This is a genomic window from Pedobacter sp. UC225_61, assembly GCF_044452285.1.
Taxonomy (GTDB): domain Bacteria; phylum Bacteroidota; class Bacteroidia; order Sphingobacteriales; family Sphingobacteriaceae; genus Pedobacter.
In genome coordinates this window covers 2471779-2490322 of record NZ_JBIOAL010000001.1, presented here as the reverse complement: position 1 = coordinate 2490322, position 18544 = coordinate 2471779, and the positions used below count along the sequence as shown (strand labels likewise).

The 18544-nt window shown below is 36.9% G+C and carries 14 protein-coding genes; 5 read left to right on the top strand and 9 right to left on the bottom strand.

Translation table 11 applies throughout. The features are described from left to right. Positions 1 to 17 precede the first annotated feature (17 nt). The 3 genes from ACHMWN_RS11475 (at position 18) to ACHMWN_RS11465 (ending at position 3149) form a co-directional block, all read left to right on the top strand. Positions 18 to 806 carry an AraC family transcriptional regulator gene (locus ACHMWN_RS11475; protein WP_397301055.1) on the top strand — a complete coding sequence of 263 codons (789 nt, stop codon included), beginning with the start codon at positions 18 to 20 and terminating at the stop codon, positions 804 to 806. Between the two features lie 79 nt (positions 807 to 885). After that, a complete protein-coding gene (locus ACHMWN_RS11470) occupies positions 886 to 2121 on the top strand; it encodes a S41 family peptidase (RefSeq protein ID WP_397301054.1) in 1236 nt (411 codons plus the stop codon). Beyond that, entirely contained in the window at positions 2118 to 3149 is a 1032-nt protein-coding gene (locus ACHMWN_RS11465; RefSeq protein WP_397301051.1) for a threonine aldolase family protein, read from the top strand. The genes ACHMWN_RS11470 and ACHMWN_RS11465 overlap by 4 nt, the downstream gene beginning before the upstream one ends. Positions 3150 to 3186: 37 nt before the next feature. On the opposite strand, the gene ACHMWN_RS11460 is transcribed toward ACHMWN_RS11465, so the two are convergent. After that, positions 3187 to 4173, bottom strand: a complete 987-nt coding sequence (locus tag ACHMWN_RS11460; RefSeq protein WP_397301048.1) for an SDR family NAD(P)-dependent oxidoreductase — start codon at positions 4171 to 4173, stop codon at positions 3187 to 3189. 283 nt (positions 4174 to 4456) lie between these two features. Between ACHMWN_RS11460 and ACHMWN_RS11455 the strand changes: the two genes are divergently transcribed. After that, a complete protein-coding gene (locus ACHMWN_RS11455; RefSeq protein WP_397301045.1) occupies positions 4457 to 5152 on the top strand; it encodes a DUF421 domain-containing protein in 696 nt (231 codons plus the stop codon). A 56-nt stretch (positions 5153 to 5208) separates the two neighbouring features. Here the strand turns inward: ACHMWN_RS11455 and ACHMWN_RS11450 are convergent, their stop codons facing one another. The 3 genes from ACHMWN_RS11450 to ACHMWN_RS11440 all read right to left on the bottom strand — a co-directional run bounded on the left by ACHMWN_RS11450 (position 5209) and on the right by ACHMWN_RS11440 (position 10418). Next, the gene (locus ACHMWN_RS11450; protein WP_397301043.1) at positions 5209 to 6033 is read right to left on the bottom strand and encodes an SDR family NAD(P)-dependent oxidoreductase; all 825 of its coding nucleotides are present in this window, start codon (positions 6031 to 6033) and stop codon (positions 5209 to 5211) included. A 282-nt stretch (positions 6034 to 6315) separates the two neighbouring features. Then, entirely contained in the window at positions 6316 to 8316 is a 2001-nt protein-coding gene (locus ACHMWN_RS11445; protein ID WP_397301042.1) for an OmpA family protein, read from the bottom strand. Continuing rightward, positions 8316 to 10418 carry an ice-binding family protein gene (locus tag ACHMWN_RS11440; protein ID WP_397301040.1) on the bottom strand — a complete coding sequence of 701 codons (2103 nt, stop codon included), beginning with the start codon at positions 10416 to 10418 and terminating at the stop codon, positions 8316 to 8318. The genes ACHMWN_RS11445 and ACHMWN_RS11440 overlap by 1 nt, the downstream gene beginning before the upstream one ends. 540 nt (positions 10419 to 10958) lie before the next feature. Between ACHMWN_RS11440 and ACHMWN_RS11435 the strand changes: the two genes are divergently transcribed. After that, a complete protein-coding gene (locus tag ACHMWN_RS11435; RefSeq protein WP_397301037.1) occupies positions 10959 to 11528 on the top strand; it encodes a DUF1003 domain-containing protein in 570 nt (189 codons plus the stop codon). A 223-nt stretch (positions 11529 to 11751) separates the two neighbouring features. On the opposite strand, the gene ACHMWN_RS11430 is transcribed toward ACHMWN_RS11435, so the two are convergent. The 5 genes from ACHMWN_RS11430 to kdpB all read right to left on the bottom strand — a co-directional run bounded on the left by ACHMWN_RS11430 (position 11752) and on the right by kdpB (position 18538). Continuing rightward, positions 11752 to 13530, bottom strand: coding sequence for an ATP-binding protein (locus ACHMWN_RS11430; protein WP_397301035.1), 1779 nt, complete (start codon positions 13528 to 13530; stop codon positions 11752 to 11754). A gap of 10 nt (positions 13531 to 13540) precedes the next feature. Beyond that, the gene (locus ACHMWN_RS11425) at positions 13541 to 14653 is read right to left on the bottom strand and encodes a sensor protein KdpD (protein ID WP_397301034.1); all 1113 of its coding nucleotides are present in this window, start codon (positions 14651 to 14653) and stop codon (positions 13541 to 13543) included. A gap of 10 nt (positions 14654 to 14663) precedes the next feature. Then, the gene (locus ACHMWN_RS11420; protein ID WP_397301032.1) at positions 14664 to 15734 is read right to left on the bottom strand and encodes a porin; all 1071 of its coding nucleotides are present in this window, start codon (positions 15732 to 15734) and stop codon (positions 14664 to 14666) included. Positions 15735 to 15854: 120 nt separating this feature from the next. Beyond that, positions 15855 to 16415 carry a potassium-transporting ATPase subunit KdpC gene (gene kdpC, locus ACHMWN_RS11415; protein WP_397301030.1) on the bottom strand — a complete coding sequence of 187 codons (561 nt, stop codon included), beginning with the start codon at positions 16413 to 16415 and terminating at the stop codon, positions 15855 to 15857. A gap of 95 nt (positions 16416 to 16510) precedes the next feature. Next, positions 16511 to 18538, bottom strand: coding sequence for a potassium-transporting ATPase subunit KdpB (gene kdpB / locus ACHMWN_RS11410; RefSeq protein WP_397301028.1), 2028 nt, complete (start codon positions 18536 to 18538; stop codon positions 16511 to 16513). Positions 18539 to 18544: the final 6 nt, after the last annotated feature.

Sequence of the window (18544 nt, the reverse complement as noted above, 5' to 3'; positions counted from 1 at the left end):
AATTGTAAATTAGATCGATGAAGGTCACACCCTCTAAATATTATAAGTTGCCGATCGGTGAAGGACTTGAAGCACTATCGGTAAAGGACTATAACAGTTCTTTTCCTTCACATTTTCATCCAACTTATAACATTACCTTAATCTACGATGGTTCTTTTAACACCAGGTTAGATAATAGCCTAATTGTTGCTCCAAGTGGCACCATACTCATTACAAATCCTCAAGAAATCCATTCCAATCCTTTTGATAAGAATGGAAGTGTTTCTTTTTTCACCTTTTATGTAAGTCAAGATTTTCTTGAATATTGCAACCAAAACAAATCAATCTTCTTTAACCAAAAAGTGATCTATGATCAGGAACTGTTTACAATTCTACACCAACTTGCCGTTGCGATTGACCAAGCGCATGCCCTACCAAACTACGAAGAAGAACTCAAGCAAGTACTCTTTCAACTCGCATTAAGACACGGAAATGAATTAGCAGAAGTGCAAGACACTAAGATTCAATCCTTATTTGATGAATTTCTTGCAGAACAGAGTCTAAATAAATTTTCCTTACAGGAGGCAGCCAAGCGATTTGGCATTGATAAATTTAAGTTTATTCGGCTATTCAAGTTCCAAACAGGTCTTACGCCTAACAACTATTTTATATTAAAACGCATTGAGAAAAGCAAATCGATGCTAAAAGAAGGCCAAGAACTGTTAAGTATAGCAATTGAGCTGGGCTTTTATGATGCGGCCCATTATTGTAATTACTTCAAGAAATTTACTGGCATTTCTCCAATAGCCTACAGCACGAACCGCTAGTTGCAATATCTTCCAACAGCTCGAATTGGATGTGAGTTACCTTTGAAACATCAAACCTCTTAAAACAAGTTTCAAACTAATGAAAAAGCTATTTTTCCTGATCTGCTGTCTACCGACATTAACAGCCTTTACACAAACTACTACTACTCAGCAATACAAAACGGATTTTGATTATTTCTGGAATACCATCAACGATAACTATTCCTATTTTAGTAAAAAAAACATTGACTGGAATAGCTTAAGACCGATTTATCAATTGCAAATCGATACAGTGACCACTCGAAATAGTTTTGTTCACATCCTTGAAAAAGCTATGAATGAATTATACGACCATCATTGCTCGCTAAATACTAACACACCAACTTCAAGTAGATTAGTACCCACCAGCGCCGACATGTGGGCATCCTATCGGGATAACAAACCAATAATAGATGAAGTAAGAATAGGGATGGGTGCAGAAAAGGTAGGCATTAGGGCAGGAATGGAAGTTGTGGCAATAGACGATGTTAAGATAGCAGAAGCTATATTATCTTACCTTCCACATAGTAATACTCAAGAAGCAAGGAACTTCGCCCTGCGTTTAGCGCTGGCTGGTAATCATAGTAATAAAAGGAAGATCACGCTGAAAACTACAACAGGTTTACATGATTTTTTTCCAGACCAAGATGGTATGCTGCTTGAGCATATCGAATATCCCGCCATGCTGCAATCGTCCACTATCAATGGTATTGGATATATCAAAGTCAACAATTTTTTGTACGATAACCAATTGATATCAAAATTTGACAGTGTGCTGAATGCATCTCTTCAAAAAAAAGCATTGATTATCGATTTAAGAGAAACAGCCAGCGGTGGTAATACGAGTGTGGCTAGAGCTATACTTGGTCGGTTCATTGCAAAGGAGCAATTTTATCAAAAACATGAGCTATATGCAGAGGAAAAAGAAACAGGAATCAAGCGATCTTGGGTAGAAATTGTATCTCCAAGAGGTATTACTTACACGAGGCCAGTGGTTATTCTTGCTAACCACTGGACAGGAAGTATTAGTGAAGGAATTACTATCGCTTTTGATGGCATGAAAAGAGCTACGGTTATTGGTACTGAGCTAGCGAGGTTAAATGGCGCAGTTGAAAGTTTCAAAATGCCTAATACAAAAATTGGTTTCAACATTTCTACTGAACGATTATATCATATTAACGGAATGCCACGTGAGCTTTATAAACCAACAATTATAGTACCCATAGCCAAGCAAAAAACTGGTGAAGACCTAATTTTGCAAACTGCTATAAATTTTCTTAAACAAAAAAGTAAATGATCAACTTTTCCAGCGAAAATTATGATCATGTTCATCCAAGTATCATGCAGGCAATGCTGGAGGCTAATAAAGGTTTTTCACCTTCCTATGGGAAAGATCCAGATACTGCCAAGGCTATTGAATTCCTTAAGCAAGAATTCGGAGAGAACATCCAAGTTCACTTTACCTTCAACGGTACTGGTGCAAATAATTTTGCACTTGGGTGTCTTGCCCAAAAGCACCATTCTATTTTTTGTTCTGATGTAGCACACTGCTATGTAGATGAATTTACTGCCCCTGAAGCCTTTATGGGTTGTAGGTTATATCCAGTAGAATCTGAACGAGGAAAGATCAGCGTTGGTTCATTAAGCAAACATGTAAAAAGAAGTGGCGACTTACATCACCCTCAGCCTGGAGTAGTTAGTATCACCCAACCTACGGAACATGGAACGGTGTATTCCATCACAGAACTTCAAGCGATTAAAGCATTTTGTAAAACCCACAATCTGTTGTTACATATTGATGGCGCTCGTTTTTTTAATGCGGCTGTAAGCTTGGGCATTTCCTTACGAGAACTAAGTACTGAAATTGGAATAGACGCCTTAACACTTGGCGGCACAAAGATTGGGATGATGTTTGGAGAGGCTGTCATTTTTTTCAAACCTGAACAATCCAATCCTTTTTGGTTTATGCACAAAAGGAGCATGCAACTAGCTTCAAAGAATAGATTTATTGCTATTCAATTCACCAAACTATTCGAGAATAATTTATGGATGGAAATTGCTAATCATACTAACAAATTGGCAAACTATTTTGAAGAAAAGGTAAAATCGATAGATGGTGTGAAAGTTGTTTATCCAGTGCAGTCAAATGTAGTATTCTTGAATTTGCCTAAGTGGCTATATTTGAATTTACGGAATCATGCCAATTTTTATTATTGGGATGAGCAAAAAGAATACGCTAGGCTTGTTTTTTCCTTTAGCAATACTAAGCAGGAAGTGATTGAATTTGTCGAGTTATTAGCCTTTAGTATAAACTTACACAGTTAAGTAAAAGTGATAGAATATTCTAGTTTACCAATCTCAGTTAGCTGCGCTTGTCAGAAAGCAGTAAAAGTCCAATCCCTAAAATGAATCCTATTCCTAGTGCAATTTTGGCTTGCTTGGAAGGTATGAGTAGTAAGGTCTCTCCATAGATTTGATGAGGAGGTTTTGAAGGTTCCAATATATTTCCGGAAGTAGGTTCTCCATACTTCACTTTCATTAATATGCGCATACCAGCAGAGGCAGTATTGACCAATAGGTTAGGGAAAAGGCTGTGAATTGTTTTTAATCCCCATGATGTAAAATCTGGAAACTTGTTCTTGCTAGGTTTGATGGCTAGATTCAACAGCTGTGCAGCGGTATCTTTTGGATCAGCGGCAAAGGGCGGAATCTTAAAATCAAGTCCTGAAAATTTGGCCGAATGCATATTTCCAGTAGATCTTTGGATTTGAGGGTAAAGATTGCAAATGTGAATATTTCTCTCACCTGAAACCTCGCCTTGCAAACATTCCATCATTCCCTTTATGCCGAATTTAGTAGCCGAATACACCGCACTATAGGGTGCTGGCATAAAACCACCGATGGAAACATTGTTGATCAATACGCCATAACCTTGCGCCTTGAAAATTGGAAGCACTACATGGGCTCCATTTAGGTAACCAAAAAGATTAGTCTTCACTACTTGATGGCTCACCTCGATTGGTATTTCTTCAAATTTCCCGCTTGCCATTACCCCTGCATTGTTCACCCAGAAATCAATCTTACCAGTAAGATCTAATGCATGTTTGGCTAGGTTTTTTACTTGCTCGTATTCAGAAACATCAGTCGGAATGCCAACTACACTTGCACCAAGATCTTTACAGCGCTCAACAGCCATATAAAGTGCTAGCTCTCCCCTAGCGGCTAATATCAAATTACACCCTACTTTTGCAAATGCTTCTGCAGTTGCAAGGCCTACTCCGCTAGATGCACCTGTAATTATTACCGTTTTGTTTGCTAAGGGTTTTGCAAACTGTATCTCTTTTTCCATAGGTCTGATAATCTAAATATTTATATTTCAACATTAATGCACTTAGAAATGTTTGTATACAAAGTAGTTATTTTATGAAGTCTTTAAACAACACGATTAAGCTTTTAAAATTAATGGATAAGTTAAGTGGGAATAGGCAAAACAATACAAAGCAGAGTAATAAAAGTAAATTATACTTTGGATGGTAGCTCCACTGATGATACAATACTTATAGCTCATTATACAATAAAACAAAAACCTTGTAATTGAAGTTTAGTAATCAGATTAAACAAAATATGGCATCATGTTATTAGCAATAGACTGGAGTAAGTTTCTTTTTGGTGAAGAGGATTGGCAGTTTCTTTTTGAAATCGGTCTTCGTACTTTCATCATGTACTTGATCATACTTTTCGGTTTGCGCTTGTTGGGCAAACGTGGTGTAAAACAGCTATCAATTTTTGAATTGGTAGTTATAATTTCACTTGGTTCTGCTGCAGGAGACCCTATGTTTTATAAAGAAGTTGGACTAACGGTTCCGGTGGTTATTTTCGCTATCATTGTTGGTTGCTATAGATTAACTACATACCTTACTGCTAAAAGCACAAAAATAGATGATCTAGTAGAGGGAAAGGCTACCTATCTAATAGAAAATGGTGAGTTTTCATTTGAGAATTTTAGTAAAGAAACCTTGGCACATGATGAATTTTTCTCTGAATTAAGACAGCAAGGAGTCTCACATCTCGGACAAATTTCCACAGCTATACTAGAAACCTCTGGCAACATTAGTGTATTTTTTGCGCCAGACGAAAAAGTTAAGTACGGATTACCCATTTTACCCACCACATTTGAATCTGGAGCTTGTGAGATTAAAACAGCAGGTAAATATGCGTGTTGTTTTTGTGGCAATGTAGAACAGGTGAGCAAAAAACTAAAACATGCATGCCAAAAGTGCAAGCACGATGAATGGGTAAAAGCAATCAATTCATTGAGAATAAGGTAATAAATGGCATTATATTATCACATCTAATTGAATTGATTGCTCATATTGGTTAACTCTTAAACGGCTCCTTTCAATAAACCTCCTTCGGCTCTTATTGCAGCACCATTAGTAGCGGAAGCAAGCGGGCTAGCTAAATAGGTAACCATACTAGCCACCTCAGTTGTGGTAAGGAAACGTTGTATAATGGAAGTTGGTCGCATCGTTTTGAAAAAATCTGCTTCTACCTCTGTATTAGTCTTACTTTGGTCTTTTGCCAGCTGATCTATGAAACCGCCTACTCCCTCTGATAAAGTAGGTCCTGGCAATACAGAGTTTACCGTTACTGCAGTACCTTTAGTCAGTTCAGCAAGACCACGGGCAACTGCCAACTGGGCAGTCTTAGTCATGCCATAATGTATCATTTCCTCTGGAATCTGTATGGCAAATTCGCTGGAGATAAAAATGATCCTTCCCCAACCGTTAGTCAGCATTTTTCCGAAGTATGCACGAGCCAATCGAATACCACTTAGTACGTTTATCTCATAAAATCGAAGCCAATCCTCATCAGTGATGTCTGCGAATGCTTTAGGCTCAAAAATAGCGACATTATTTATCAAAATATCTAGCTCGGGTACTTGACTGATCAGATTTTTTATAGAATCTGCATTTTCAAAATCTGCAACGATTCCGCTGACGTCTTCATTACCACTTTCGAGTTTTATCTGTTCAACAGCTTTAGCTATCCTTTCCTCTGTGCGGCCATTAACGATTACTTGTGCACCTTCTTTGGCTAGCTGAAGTGCAATAGTATAACCTATACCTGCCGTAGAACCAGTGACTAGCGCTTTCTTGTGAATTAATTTTAAATCCATATTCTTTAAATTGATCTTAATTTTGCCCATAAACCGTGCCGCTCTAAGAAATGAAAAAAGTCTAGAAGTACGATAAACAGCAAATCGTACCAGACATTAAAAAATTATGATAATGCTTAAGAATAAGACTTTTGAAAAAGTTATTTTGTAAAATAAATATCATAATCTACACGACAAAAGCTAATTATAGCAAAAAAAGGCCAAAATCAGTAAGATTTTGACCTTTTAAAACTTGGGAAATGTATAGTAAAAATTTCCAATAACTATGCAAATATCTGGATATGTTTAAGCGCAAACATATCCAGATGGTAATTATTTGACCGTGTTAATATCTATCACAACTGTTCTGTTGTAAAAACGTTCTTCTGGTTTATCATTTTCGAAAGGAGAACGATCTTCAGCTTCGCCAAAACCAGTGGTCTCAAACTTAACGTTTCTTTTTCCAGCTTTAGCCAATGCAGCTTCTAAAAGTTGTTGCGTTTCTTGCGCTCTTTTTTTAGATAGTTCAAGGTTGTAAGCTTCGCTTCCAATAATATCGGTATGGCCATGAATAACAACTGTTGAATTATCGCTGATTAAAGGAGCTACTTCATCCGTAAGGAATTTAGCATAGGTTGCAATGGTATTGGCTTTGTTAAAATTATACAAGATACTATAACGTAAACCATTTTCTGTTTGCTCTTGGGTACCCAACATTTCTAATGTACTTTCTTTTTTTATGACGTTACCCATTTTGGTTTTACCTGTCATTACTACTTTATAAGTACCAGGAGTGCTATTTGCTAAAATGGTATTACCAGCAATATGCTCTTCATTTTTAGTAAATGGACCATATTGTTTAGTTAATCCACTTGGGTTGGTTACGTCGATGGTGTAAGAACTTAACACTTCTTTTGCTTTACCTACGTAAAAAATAACATCACCATCTGTACCGTTAGCTTGGGTGGTATTAATGTGGATCGGTTTCATTCCAGATCCTAATTCCATCATTAATGCACTAGAATTACTTTGAATGTCTACCCTACGATCGCCTTCTCTTAATAGATTAAGTTCTCTTTTGCCACCTACTTGTTCTGACGGATTTTCAGGTTTTGTTCTACCATTGGTAGCTATTCTATTTTGGTTGACACCGAATACATCTACTAAATATTTTTTAATTTCTGTAGCAAATACATTTCCTTCTTTAGGACCTGCCAATGAAGCTCCGCTTAGGGTAATATAAACGTCTGGATTTGCTCGCATACGATCGCCTAAAATGTTAAGTACATTATAGTACACATTTAATTGTCTTTGCGAACGCACATTCATGTTTACTGAAGGCTCTTGTTGTAAATCTTCTTGTTTAAATGTTGCGGCTTGTGTAGGCGATAAAACCACGTAACGTGATGGAATTGACGTTGATCCTTCATCAAAGAAAACATAATTAAGCAAAGGTAAAGTTTCACTTACATTGCGTTTTATCACTACAGCTTTAGGTGCTCTTACACTAAAACTAACCTCTGCAGGTTGCACAGGTGTTACTACTGCTTCTTGTTGAGCAATAGCTTTAGCTTTACCAAATTTCAAAGCAATACCTGCTCTTACTGTTGTAACAGACCAGCTTTCGATACTTCTTACGTCTTGTCCGAAATAAGGTTGAAATGAAACAAACGGCGAAATTACGAACTTACTAGTGCTTGTTGGAGAAGACATATTGATATCATAACCTGCACCAACTTGTGCCGAAATTACACTTTTACGCACTTCGCTTAATTCTGCTGAGGTATTAGGTTGCTTAAGTTGCGTGTAGTCAAAATCCTTTTGCAAATTAAAAGCAAACCTAGGTCCAGTAAAGAAATACAGATTACCACCCCAAGGGTTTACACGTAAGGTTGGTTCAACAGTAAGGTAACTTACATTGGTTTCTAAAGTTGCTGGGCAGTTACATGGCGCAACTACATCATCAAACTTTCCGCCTCTGCCATCGTAACCTACGTTAAGTGTACCACCCCATATTGGTGTAGGACGATATTCGACCAATACAGATGCGAATGGTTTAATTCCGTTTCCTTTATGAAAAGCGCTAGGCACAATCAAGCTGTTATTTAGACGTTGTGTAGTGCCATCGTAAAAGTTGGCATTAGCACCGCCAGCAGCTCCAAACCACCACTTTGGTGCTGTAGTTTGGGCGTTGACTGTAGTGTGTATTAACACTAGTATTAAACAGCATGCTAGTGTTTTTAAGATATTTTTATTTAAGGATAACATAGTTCTTTTTTTAAGTGATAAATTAATTGGACTGCTTTTCTTTACAGTTGATTGAATAGCTAACATTATTGCGGTACATTAATAGTAGTGTTTACCATAGTTACCGATGCTACTGTTGAGATTGCTCTTCCGTTAAGTACAGTTTGTACTGCATTACCTGCTGTAGAAAAAGTAACACCTGCTGTAGAGATAATGTTACCAGTCATAATACCACCACCAGCGGCATTAATTACTGCTGCACTACCCACATACCAGTATACGTTTTTAGCTAATCCGCCATTAATCATTGTTACACTTCTAGCTCCTGCTGGACCAGCAACACCTACCGTTAAACCTGCAGCGGTTTGGAAAATCCACTCTGCATTTGGATCACCTTTTGCATCTAGTGTAAGATTGCCATTGGTGATTTTAAATGTTCCACTAGCTGATTTATAGATACCAGGTGCTAAAGTTAATCCACCAAGTTCTCCAGCTCCTGGATCAATTCCTCCTGGTTTAGACGCTGGCGAAATACTATTGTAAGCCACTATTGCATCTGCTAATCCCTGAGATGCTATTAAAAATGAAGTTGCATTTCCTGGCGCTGGTGGTGCAGTATATATTCTACCTGTTACGTTACCCTTGTTTAAAGGTGTTTCTGTATAGATATCTGCCGTAGTACCATCATGAAAACCAGTAATTAAGGTAGAAGCAGCAGTTGTACCAATGCTTCCATTATTAATTACGGTATTTAAGCCCATGTTGGTCACACCAGCGTTACCACCAAATGCACCAAATAGAGCAGCACTACCTAAAATATTAAGTGGAGCTACTGCTGTAAAGTTGGCGGTAATGTTTTTATTAGCCGTCATAGCCACAGTTAAAGGATTTGTAGAACCAGTTGCATCTACAGACCAAGATGTAAAGACAAAGCCTGGATTAGCAGTAGCTGTTAGTACCACATTTGTACCATGGTTATAGGTTGCTGAATTTGGCGTTTTAACAACTGTACCATTAACAGCAGTAATATTTAACGTATAGGTATTAAGAATGAAATTTGCTATAAAGCTTCTATTTGCAGCTAGTGCGAATGTATAACTTGCGCTTGTAGAAACAACTGATCCGTTTGCTTTGTCAATCCAGTTTACAAAGGTATACCCTATATTTTTTGTCGCTATAATGGTAACTGATGTACCACTTGGGTAAGAGCCTTCTCCATCTGTAGTACCGCCACTTGCAGGGTTAGATGCTAAGATAACTGCAAATTGAGCTGCAGGAACCGCTTTATAATTTGCTACTAGGGTTCTATTGCCTGTAATTACAAATTGGAAGCTCGCACTTGTAGCTACAACAGTTCCATTTTCCGTCCAGTTCATAAATGTATATCCAGCATTTGCTGCCGCCGTTGCTGTTACAGTTGAACCTATTGTATACGATCCCGATCCACTGTTAATACCTCCTGCGACAGGATTAGATGATAAATTAACAGCAAAACTACCTATTGGAATTGGAGCAAAATTAGCTACCAATACTTTATTTCCAGCTACCACAAATTGATAATTGGAACTTGTAGAAACGATTACTCCGTTTTCTGTCCAATTCGTAAAGGTGAAACCTATATTCGGTGTTGCCGAAACAGTTGCGGTAGAACCCTGTGCAAATTGACCAGCACCTACTACTACTCCACCAACCGTTGGACTAGCTGATAATGTAATTAATGGAATGCTTGTAAAGGTCCATGTATAATCTTTTAACATGGCTGTATTAAATGTATCTTTTGCAGCTGCTGTAACAGTTCCTGTGTACACTGCAAATGGAATAAGTGGTACGTCAGGTTTAAACGTATACACTTTTAAATCTGCAGTTGGAGAAATTTTTCCGGAAACCAATGTACCCGCTTGTTTAATAGTAAAGGTGGTGCCGTTAATAGAGGCGGCATCCATATTGGTATTAAAGGTAATGGTAATCAGTTTATCCAATACCACATCTACAGCCTTATCCATTGGATCTGTGGAAGTGATCACTGGACACAAGCCCACCAATTCATCTTTAAAATCATCTTTTTTACAGCCTACAATTATCATAGCTGCTAATGCAATTACCGAAAGAAGATAACTAGCCGTTTTAACATAGCGCAGGACAGGGCGCAACAGGGTAATGCCCTCTGTTGGAGTAGTTTTTGTTTTCATTATAAATGTTGTTAAATTTTGTGGAAGTGGGCTTAACAATAACAGTTATTGTTGATTATATTCAGAATCCTATAATTAAGCCATATTTAAATTGATACTTGCAAAGCAGATGCCACCAAATTAGGAATTCTTAGAATAACAAGTTGTAACATGTAATATTAAACCTAATGTTACGTTTGCTACCAAGCCTTGGCTCTTAATTAAGAATAAGCAGAAAAATCAACAGTCATTTTTTCAACATAACAAGCATTGATTTATGCTCTGTTTATAGGAATTAGTGTAAGATTTGAACTAAATTAAATCTTATTCCGCTCCAATATTAGCTTACTTTGGTTTTGGTATTGATTGCATAAGCCAGTTTTTAGAAAAACCTGGTTCATAAAATAGGTTCGTTCCTTAAAACCTTAATTCCTAGTAACCAAAGTTTAGGCCACACATAATCTGGTTTTAACCCATATTTACATCATTCCCATAACATTTCTATTTCCTTTTACAACAATATATGGATAGAATTGTTATGTAAACTACACTTAAAAATGAATGATAGCGCTCAAATATTCCATTTTAAGACTTGTTAATAAGCGATCACAGTGGTCATCAGAATTGAAAATTTTACTTATCGGTAAACATGTATGGCAAATAATAAAAAAAGATCAAAAGAAAACTACCATTGCCAAAACATCTAGGGATACTGTTTCCGAGTTTATAACCAAGACCTTTGGTAGCTTAGCCTTTTTGCTCATCTATCTAGTCTTTGTTTTAGGATGGATTGCGTGGAATGAACAATGGATCTCAGGTCTAAAGTCCTTTGACCGCTTTCCCTATCCCGAACTGGAAATGATTCTGTCGGCTTTTGCGATCTTTCTTTCGGTCATGGTACTGATTAGTCAAAAACGCCAGGCGAGACTTGAAAAGATTGCTCAGCAAGTAGAATTTGAAGTCAACTTACATTCTGAAAAAGAAATTACAAAGGTGCTGCAAATGCTCTTGAAGATTCATGAAAAGTTGGGCATAGCGCACGATGATCCGGAACTTAAGAGCATGATAAAACAATTGGATACCGAGAAACTTCACCAAGAACAGCGAAAACAGCAAGAAGAAAACGACTAAAAGTAATTCAACTTATAACTGTAATTACTTGGAAAACTAAACCATTTCGGCCTCAGCATTTTAGTTACTAGAAATTTTATTAACGATGATGTTTCAATTCTAACTGCCATACCCTTAACATTCTGTAAAAACAAAGCTCTTTTCAGAACTACTTTTAAAATTGGGGGTGGTTGGCGTTAAAAATTTCAAACGTATTGAGACTTTAGATTTAAGCTAAAGGAGCTTAATTTTTAACTAGTATCCCTATTTCATTGCTAGCAATTGGAAGTGTAAAGCAAAATCTACTTCCCTCTCCTAATGAACTTTCTACCCAAATCCTTCCCTTTTCTGCTTCAATAAAGTCTTTAGAAATGGCAAGTCCCAAACCAGATCCTGATTTGTTCTGCCCATCGGTAGGTACTTGATAATACCTATCGAACAATTTTTTCTGGTATTGTTCTTTAATCCCTTTACCAAAATCACGTACAGAAAACTCAATAAAACTAGTATCTACTTTAACTTCTAAAGTAATTTTAGATTTTATACTACTGTATCTTAAAGCATTAGAAAGAAAGTTAACCAATACCCATGCTGTTTTCTGAACGTCTGCATTTACATTAGGCAGTTGGTTATTAGCGCCTATCAGTTCTAGTGTAATGTCCTTTTGTTCCGCTTGGAAACGAACAGCGTCCATTGCAATATTCACAATATCCATTGGATCGGAAATCACCATATTCAATTGTAGGTTACCAGTTTCTACTTGAGCCAAGTCTAAAAGTTCTCCAGTTATCTTTAATAAACGTTCACTATCCTCTTGAATATGGCCAATAAGCTGTAACTGTTCTTGGTTCATATTACCTACACGTTCATCATTAAGCAGTTTTAAGCTCATTTTTATAGAAGATAGCGGTGTTTTAAGTTCATGTGATACGGTTGCTATGAAATTAGTCTTCGCCTCATCTAGCTCTTTAAATTTGGTGATATTTTTTAATACATATACCTGACCTGCAGATTTAAGCGAAGTAACAATTCCTTCTGATTGATCGTCGAGATTTGGTGCAGTTATTTCTCTCTTTTCTAACAAAAAAAATGATTCTTTTCCATCAGCAAAAATTTTCAAAGGCTCTTCGCTAGCTTTCGGCAATAGAATAGTTTGTAGTAATTCATTTCTTTTAGCCAGTTCATTAATATCCTTACCTACGGCATCAGTTGGAGCTAGATTTAACAACTCTCCTGCAACCTTATTAAAGAAAAGAATTTCTTGTTTTTCATTTGCACCTATAATGGCATCCTGCATCTGCTCAATTATGGTTTCAATACGTTTCTTTTCTGATTTAAGCTTAGCAACATTGGTATTGTCCCAATTTTTTAGCTCAAGTGCCATTTTGTTAAATGCAGAAGCCAATTCTCCAAATTCATCACTTCCTTCAAAATGGAGACGTTGTTGGTAATTTTTTCGACTAATCTCTCTTATGCCATCTAATAGTTCACGTAATGGATTGGCAATAAAGCCTGGAAAATTGACTATAAAACTAAATAAGATTAAGAACGACACAAAAGCTGTTACACCCAAATAAATTGTAGCTTTTTCTGTTGCCTGTTGTGCTTTTGTATTTTTTCTTACAATAGCATTCATATTTAGCTCATCAATTGTTCTTAGTTGTGCCCTCATTTGCGCTATTGATTTTGCGTACTCCTTTTCATCAGCAGCATTCAATGCTAAATTAAACGCGTTTTTCAGCGTAGCTACCGCTAGCTTTTCACCATTTTCGGTAATGTTTTTTTCTTCTAAGCGTAAAGAAATTTTAATTTTTGCACTATTCGAACTACTAATTTTTCCGTTTTGTTCGTCCAGAATAGTGCGTATTTCATTTACATACACCAAAGACTTATAATTGTCTTTTAATACGACCTTTGCATGTTCAGCAATGCGATTGATTTGATACATTGAAATTCCACCGAAGCTGATAATGATCAGAAACAGGAAGCTGAAGCCGAGTCTAAGTTTTGTCTTGATTTTCATCACTGTAAATTTAAGATAAGATTACCAGATCTGTATCTCGTTTAGCCATCGCTTTTAATAACTGATTGAATACACTTGTACTCAAAATCAATTGAAAGAGATTAAAATGTGGCTTTCCAATACAAATTGTGGTGATTTCTTTTTCTTCTACCATGTTAATTATAGTTTGTGTAATTGCATCGTTTTTAATCTTAATCACTTCTGCTCCAAGTTCTGTGGCCAATTTCAGGTTGTTAATTAAATGTCGCTGCTTATCAAGTTTTATGCGATCGGCATATTCATTACTACTTTGCACATACAGTACAATCCAGTGCGAATGGTAATACGATGCCAGTCTTGCTGTTTTTCTAATGACTACTTTGGCCGTATCTGGATTAGAAGAAATGCAAGCCAAAAAGCGTTCATTCCTCAATTTAATCTGCTTAGGCACTTCTTTGTTTACTTTGCGTTCAACCTGATGCGCAACTTCTTTTAGTGCCATTTCCCTTAACTGCAATATCTTTTCAGGTTTAAAGAAATTGTTTAAGGCCTGTTCAATTTTGTTTTCTTTATAAATCTTTCCTTCTTTCAAACGAGTTAAAAGTTCATCTGCGGTCAGATCGATGTTTACAATCTCATCTGCCAATTCCAATATCTTATCAGGAATCCTTTCTGTAACTTGAATTCCTGTAATCTCTTCTATTTCTTCATTTATACTTTCTAAATGTTGGATGTTTACGGCAGAAATTACATTGATACCCGCAGCTAAAATATCGAATACATCCTGCCATCGCTTTTCGTTCTTGCTTCCTTCTGCATTGGTATGCGCCAGTTCGTCAACAATAACAATTTCAGGATGTGCATTGATAATGCCCTGCACATCCATTTCTTCTACTTCCTTGCCTTTGTAAAAAATCTTTTTTCTTGGAATGATTGGTACACCTTCTAGTAGATTGTGCGTTTCTTCCCTAAAATGGGTTTCGATGTAACCGATCCTGATGTCTATATCACTTTTCAACAGTGCATGGGCTTCTTGTAGCATACGGTAGGTTTTACCCACTCCAGCACTCATACCAATATAAATTTTGAGCTTGCCCCTTCGGTTTTTCTTCACCAAATTCAAAAAATTCCTTACATCTTCCATTGCTTTGTGTTTAAAAAGACATTGCTATACTTGTCGTTATTACTGCGTTACCATTTACAGCATTTACATCTCTTACAAAGATTTTGTCTTTACTATCGTAAACTTTTCCTTCAAGTCTAACTACTGCGTTGCTAATGGGCGAATAGTCAATATTTAAGGAATACCCCATCGTTTTAAATCCATTAGGTGTGCCAGTAGCGATGAAAATCCCGTCTTTATCTTCGTAATATTCGGCTCTACCTGCTACAGCCCATTTTGGATCGAATTTATATTGGGCTATCAACACAGGAGACAAAACTTCGCTTTTAGTAGTTGAACCTTTTAGTTTTTGTTGTGTCGCGTAATCAAATCCAGCAGTTAATCCAAAATGATCTGATAATTGTCCAACAGCATAAATGTTATGATAAAATCTAGTTACACGCACTGCATTCACACCTTCTGTACCCAAGTAATTGCTATAATTTAAGGACAGTTTAGCTGTAGGTTTAAACGTCAATTGTAAACCACCTGCAGGTTTACTGTTTCCATCAAGCCTTTTGATTTTCTGCCATCCATTTAAATAGAGTGCGGTTGCAGTTAATTTTCCATCAGCTGTACTATAGGTTAGTTTAGCTCCTGCTTCATAATACGGAGTATTCTCTGAAGAAATTCCTCGTGTTAATACCCAGCAATCTTTACTTATGGCACTTTCAAAACCAATATGGGATGAAAAAATTCCCGCATCAAGCCAGAGGTTTGCTGTATTACTCAATTTTAAACCTGCATTGGCCTCATAAATATTTTTTAGCACACCAGGTTCTGCTGAAAGATTGGTATTTGCATAAGTTCCAGTCATAATAGCAATATTTGCTCTTACTTTCCCCAAATCATAATTTGCCTTGATATATCCTAGGTTTAAGTTTACTTCATTATGCCTATTATGGGAGTAAATAAATGATGGTCGATTATTGTCAGCTGGATTATTGAAATCATAACCGTAATAGGTTTCCAAATATCCAGACACCTTGATTTTAGGGGATTTTCGAGCTTTTATGTTTGAAACTGTAAATAAGATTACAGCGATTAATATTAACTTTTTCATTTTTTACATGATTATTGATTTGTGATTACTCTTCTCGTCATTGTGAGCTTTGCGAAGCAATCTACTTTCAAAGGGTTATGCATTTGCTTTAAGATTGCTTCATTCCTCGCAATGATGCACTTACTTAAGTTCGTCCAAAGCCAAATTCAACTTGAGCACGTTAACGGTATTTGGTCCAAAAAGGCCAAGAAATGGAGCTTTAGTATTTTCGACAACCAGTTCTGCAACTTTTCTCTCATCGATTTTGCGATAAGCCGCAACTCTTTTGATCTGTATGATTGCGCCCTGTTCAGAAATGTCTGGGTCTAATCCACTTCCAGAAGCAGTAACCATATCCGCTGGAAGATCTCCTTTTTTAATAGTCGGATTGTATTTCAATAACGTATCGACCCTATTTGAAACTTCCTTTAAGTAATCGGGATTTGATGGGCCTTTGTTAGAACCTGCCGAACCTGCTGCATTATACGCAACTGCAGATGGTCTTCCCCAGAAATATTCAGGTTTGTTAAAGGATTGGCCCAATAAGGCATAGCCGATGACTTTTCCGTTTTTGGTGATCTTTTCTCCGCTTCCGTTTCCTTTACTAAATTTCCCAGCTAGAGCAATGCTGATTGGATAGATTACGCATAACAACACTACTAATACAAGTGTTAAGCGAATAGATTGAATGATAATTTTCATGTTTTTGATGGTTATACTGATTTTTATTTGTCGTCCTGAGCCTGTGGAAGGACTTATATTTGCGTTTCAACAAGCTCAACGTGACAGTTTAATATTTATACAAATAAGCCTACAACTAAGTCGATAAGTTTGATGCCGATGAATGGCGCTACAACTCCTCCAATTCCATAGATGAAAAGGTTTCTTCTTAATAATGCCGTTGCACCAATAGGTTTATAGGCAACACCTTTAAGTGCTAATGGAATCAGGATTGGAATAATAAGCGCATTAAAGATTACCGCAGACATAATTGCGCTTTCTGGTGTATGCAAGCCCATAATGTTTAAGCTTTGCAAAGCAGGGATAGAAGCAATGAACAATGCAGGAACTATGGCAAAATATTTGGCTACGTCATTGGCTATCGAAAAAGTGGTTAATGTTCCCCTTGTAATTAATAGTTGTTTACCTATTTCTACAATTTCAATTAGTTTGGTTGGGTCATTGTCTAAATCAACCATGTTGCCTGCCTCTTTTGCAGCCTGTGTTCCACTATTCATGGCTACACCAACATCAGCTTGTGCCAATGCAGGAGCATCATTTGTGCCGTCACCCATCATGGCTACTAATTTGCCCAAAGCCTGTTCATCTTTAATGTAGTTCATTTTATCTTCAGGTTTTGCTTCTGCGATAAAATCATCTACTCCTGCTTTTTCGGCAATGTATTTAGCAGTTAATGGATTGTCGCCTGTAACCATTACAGTTTTTACGCCCATTTTTCGTAAGCGTTCAAATCTCTCATTAATGCCAGGTTTAATGATATCCTGTAATTCGATTACTCCCAATGCTTTTTCATTTTCAGACACCACTAAAGGTGTTCCTCCATTCGAAGCAATCTGTTTTACTTTTTCTTCAATATCTGAAGGGAAAACATTTCCAGCCTGTTGAACGATGTTTCTAATCGAATCAAATGCACCTTTTCTAATCCTTCTTCCGTCATCGGTATTTAAACCACTTGAACGGGTTTCTGCAGTAAACTTGATAAACTCTGATCCGATAGGTGCAGTTTCTAAAATAGCTCCAGCATCGCCATTGGCCAATTCTATAATCGATTTGCCTTCTGGGGTTTCATCGGCTAAAGAACTTAATACACAGGCGTCAATAAATTGCTTATTATTTACACCATTGGTTGGATAAAAATTTGTTGCCTTACGGTTACCAATAGTAATTGTTCCTGTTTTATCTAATAGCAATACATCAATATCGCCCGCTGTTTCAACTGCTTTTCCTGACTTGGTAATTACGTTTGCTCTTAATGCTCTGTCCATACCAGCTATACCAATCGCTGAAAGCAATCCACCAATTGTGGTTGGAATTAAACATACAAACAACGAAATCAATGCAGCAATAGTAATGGGTGTGTTGGCATAATCGGCAAATGGTTTTAAGGTAATACAAACGATGATAAATACGAGGGTGAAACTTGCCAATAGAATAGTCAATGCAATTTCGTTTGGAGTTTTCTGGCGAGATGCACCTTCAACCAAAGCAATCATTTTATCCAAAAAACTTTCGCCTGGTTGAGTGGTTACCTTTACTTTTATTTCATCAGATAATACTTTTGTACCTCCGGTAACTGATGATTTGTCACCTCCCGATTCTCTAATCATAGGGGCAGATTCTCCTGTTATTGCAGACTCGTCAATGGTAGCAATGCCCTCTATAATTTCTCCATCTGTCGGAATAATATCTCCAGTTTCACAGATAAATACATCTCCTTTTTTCAAGGTATTAGAAGAGCGGATTTCATAACTTCCATTCGCTAAAACTACTTTGGCTGGTGTTTCTTCTCTTGTTTTACGTAGGCTATCAGCTTGTGCTTTTCCCCTCGCCTCTGCAATTGCTTCAGCGAAATTGGCGAACAATACAGTTAACAACAACACCAAAAAGATACAGAAATTATAGAGTGAAGAACCTTGTCCATTGTTCGAGATGGAATAAACAGTAACATAGGCCATTACCAAAGTACCAATTTCAACAGTGAACATGACTGGGTTTTTAATCATTACCCTTGGATCTAATTTGATGAAAGATTGTTTGAGCGCTTTTTGCACTAGTGCAGGCTCGAATAATTTATTTGATTTCATTTTAAA

Bases quoted from the DNA above. Each gene is read 5' to 3' on its own strand.
- ACHMWN_RS11450 (WP_397301043.1), bottom strand. From the start codon at position 6,033: ATGGGCAAAATTAAGATCAATTTAAAGAATATGGATTTAAAATTAATT.
- ACHMWN_RS11445 (WP_397301042.1), bottom strand. From the start codon at position 8,316: ATGTTAGCTATTCAATCAACTGTAAAGAAAAGCAGTCCAATTAATTTA.
- kdpC (WP_397301030.1), bottom strand. From the start codon at position 16,415: ATGAAAATTATCATTCAATCTATTCGCTTAACACTTGTATTAGTAGTG.
- ACHMWN_RS11425 (WP_397301034.1), bottom strand. From the start codon at position 14,653: ATGGAAGATGTAAGGAATTTTTTGAATTTGGTGAAGAAAAACCGAAGG.
- ACHMWN_RS11440 (WP_397301040.1), bottom strand. From the start codon at position 10,418: ATGAAAACAAAAACTACTCCAACAGAGGGCATTACCCTGTTGCGCCCT.
- ACHMWN_RS11455 (WP_397301045.1), top strand. From the start codon at position 4,457: ATGTTATTAGCAATAGACTGGAGTAAGTTTCTTTTTGGTGAAGAGGAT.
- ACHMWN_RS11420 (WP_397301032.1), bottom strand. From the start codon at position 15,734: ATGAAAAAGTTAATATTAATCGCTGTAATCTTATTTACAGTTTCAAAC.
- ACHMWN_RS11435 (WP_397301037.1), top strand. From the start codon at position 10,959: ATGATAGCGCTCAAATATTCCATTTTAAGACTTGTTAATAAGCGATCA.
- ACHMWN_RS11460 (WP_397301048.1), bottom strand. From the start codon at position 4,173: ATGGAAAAAGAGATACAGTTTGCAAAACCCTTAGCAAACAAAACGGTA.
- ACHMWN_RS11430 (WP_397301035.1), bottom strand. From the start codon at position 13,530: ATGAAAATCAAGACAAAACTTAGACTCGGCTTCAGCTTCCTGTTTCTG.
- ACHMWN_RS11465 (WP_397301051.1), top strand. From the start codon at position 2,118: ATGATCAACTTTTCCAGCGAAAATTATGATCATGTTCATCCAAGTATC.
- ACHMWN_RS11475 (WP_397301055.1), top strand. From the start codon at position 18: ATGAAGGTCACACCCTCTAAATATTATAAGTTGCCGATCGGTGAAGGA.
- kdpB (WP_397301028.1), bottom strand. From the start codon at position 18,538: ATGAAATCAAATAAATTATTCGAGCCTGCACTAGTGCAAAAAGCGCTC.
- ACHMWN_RS11470 (WP_397301054.1), top strand. From the start codon at position 886: ATGAAAAAGCTATTTTTCCTGATCTGCTGTCTACCGACATTAACAGCC.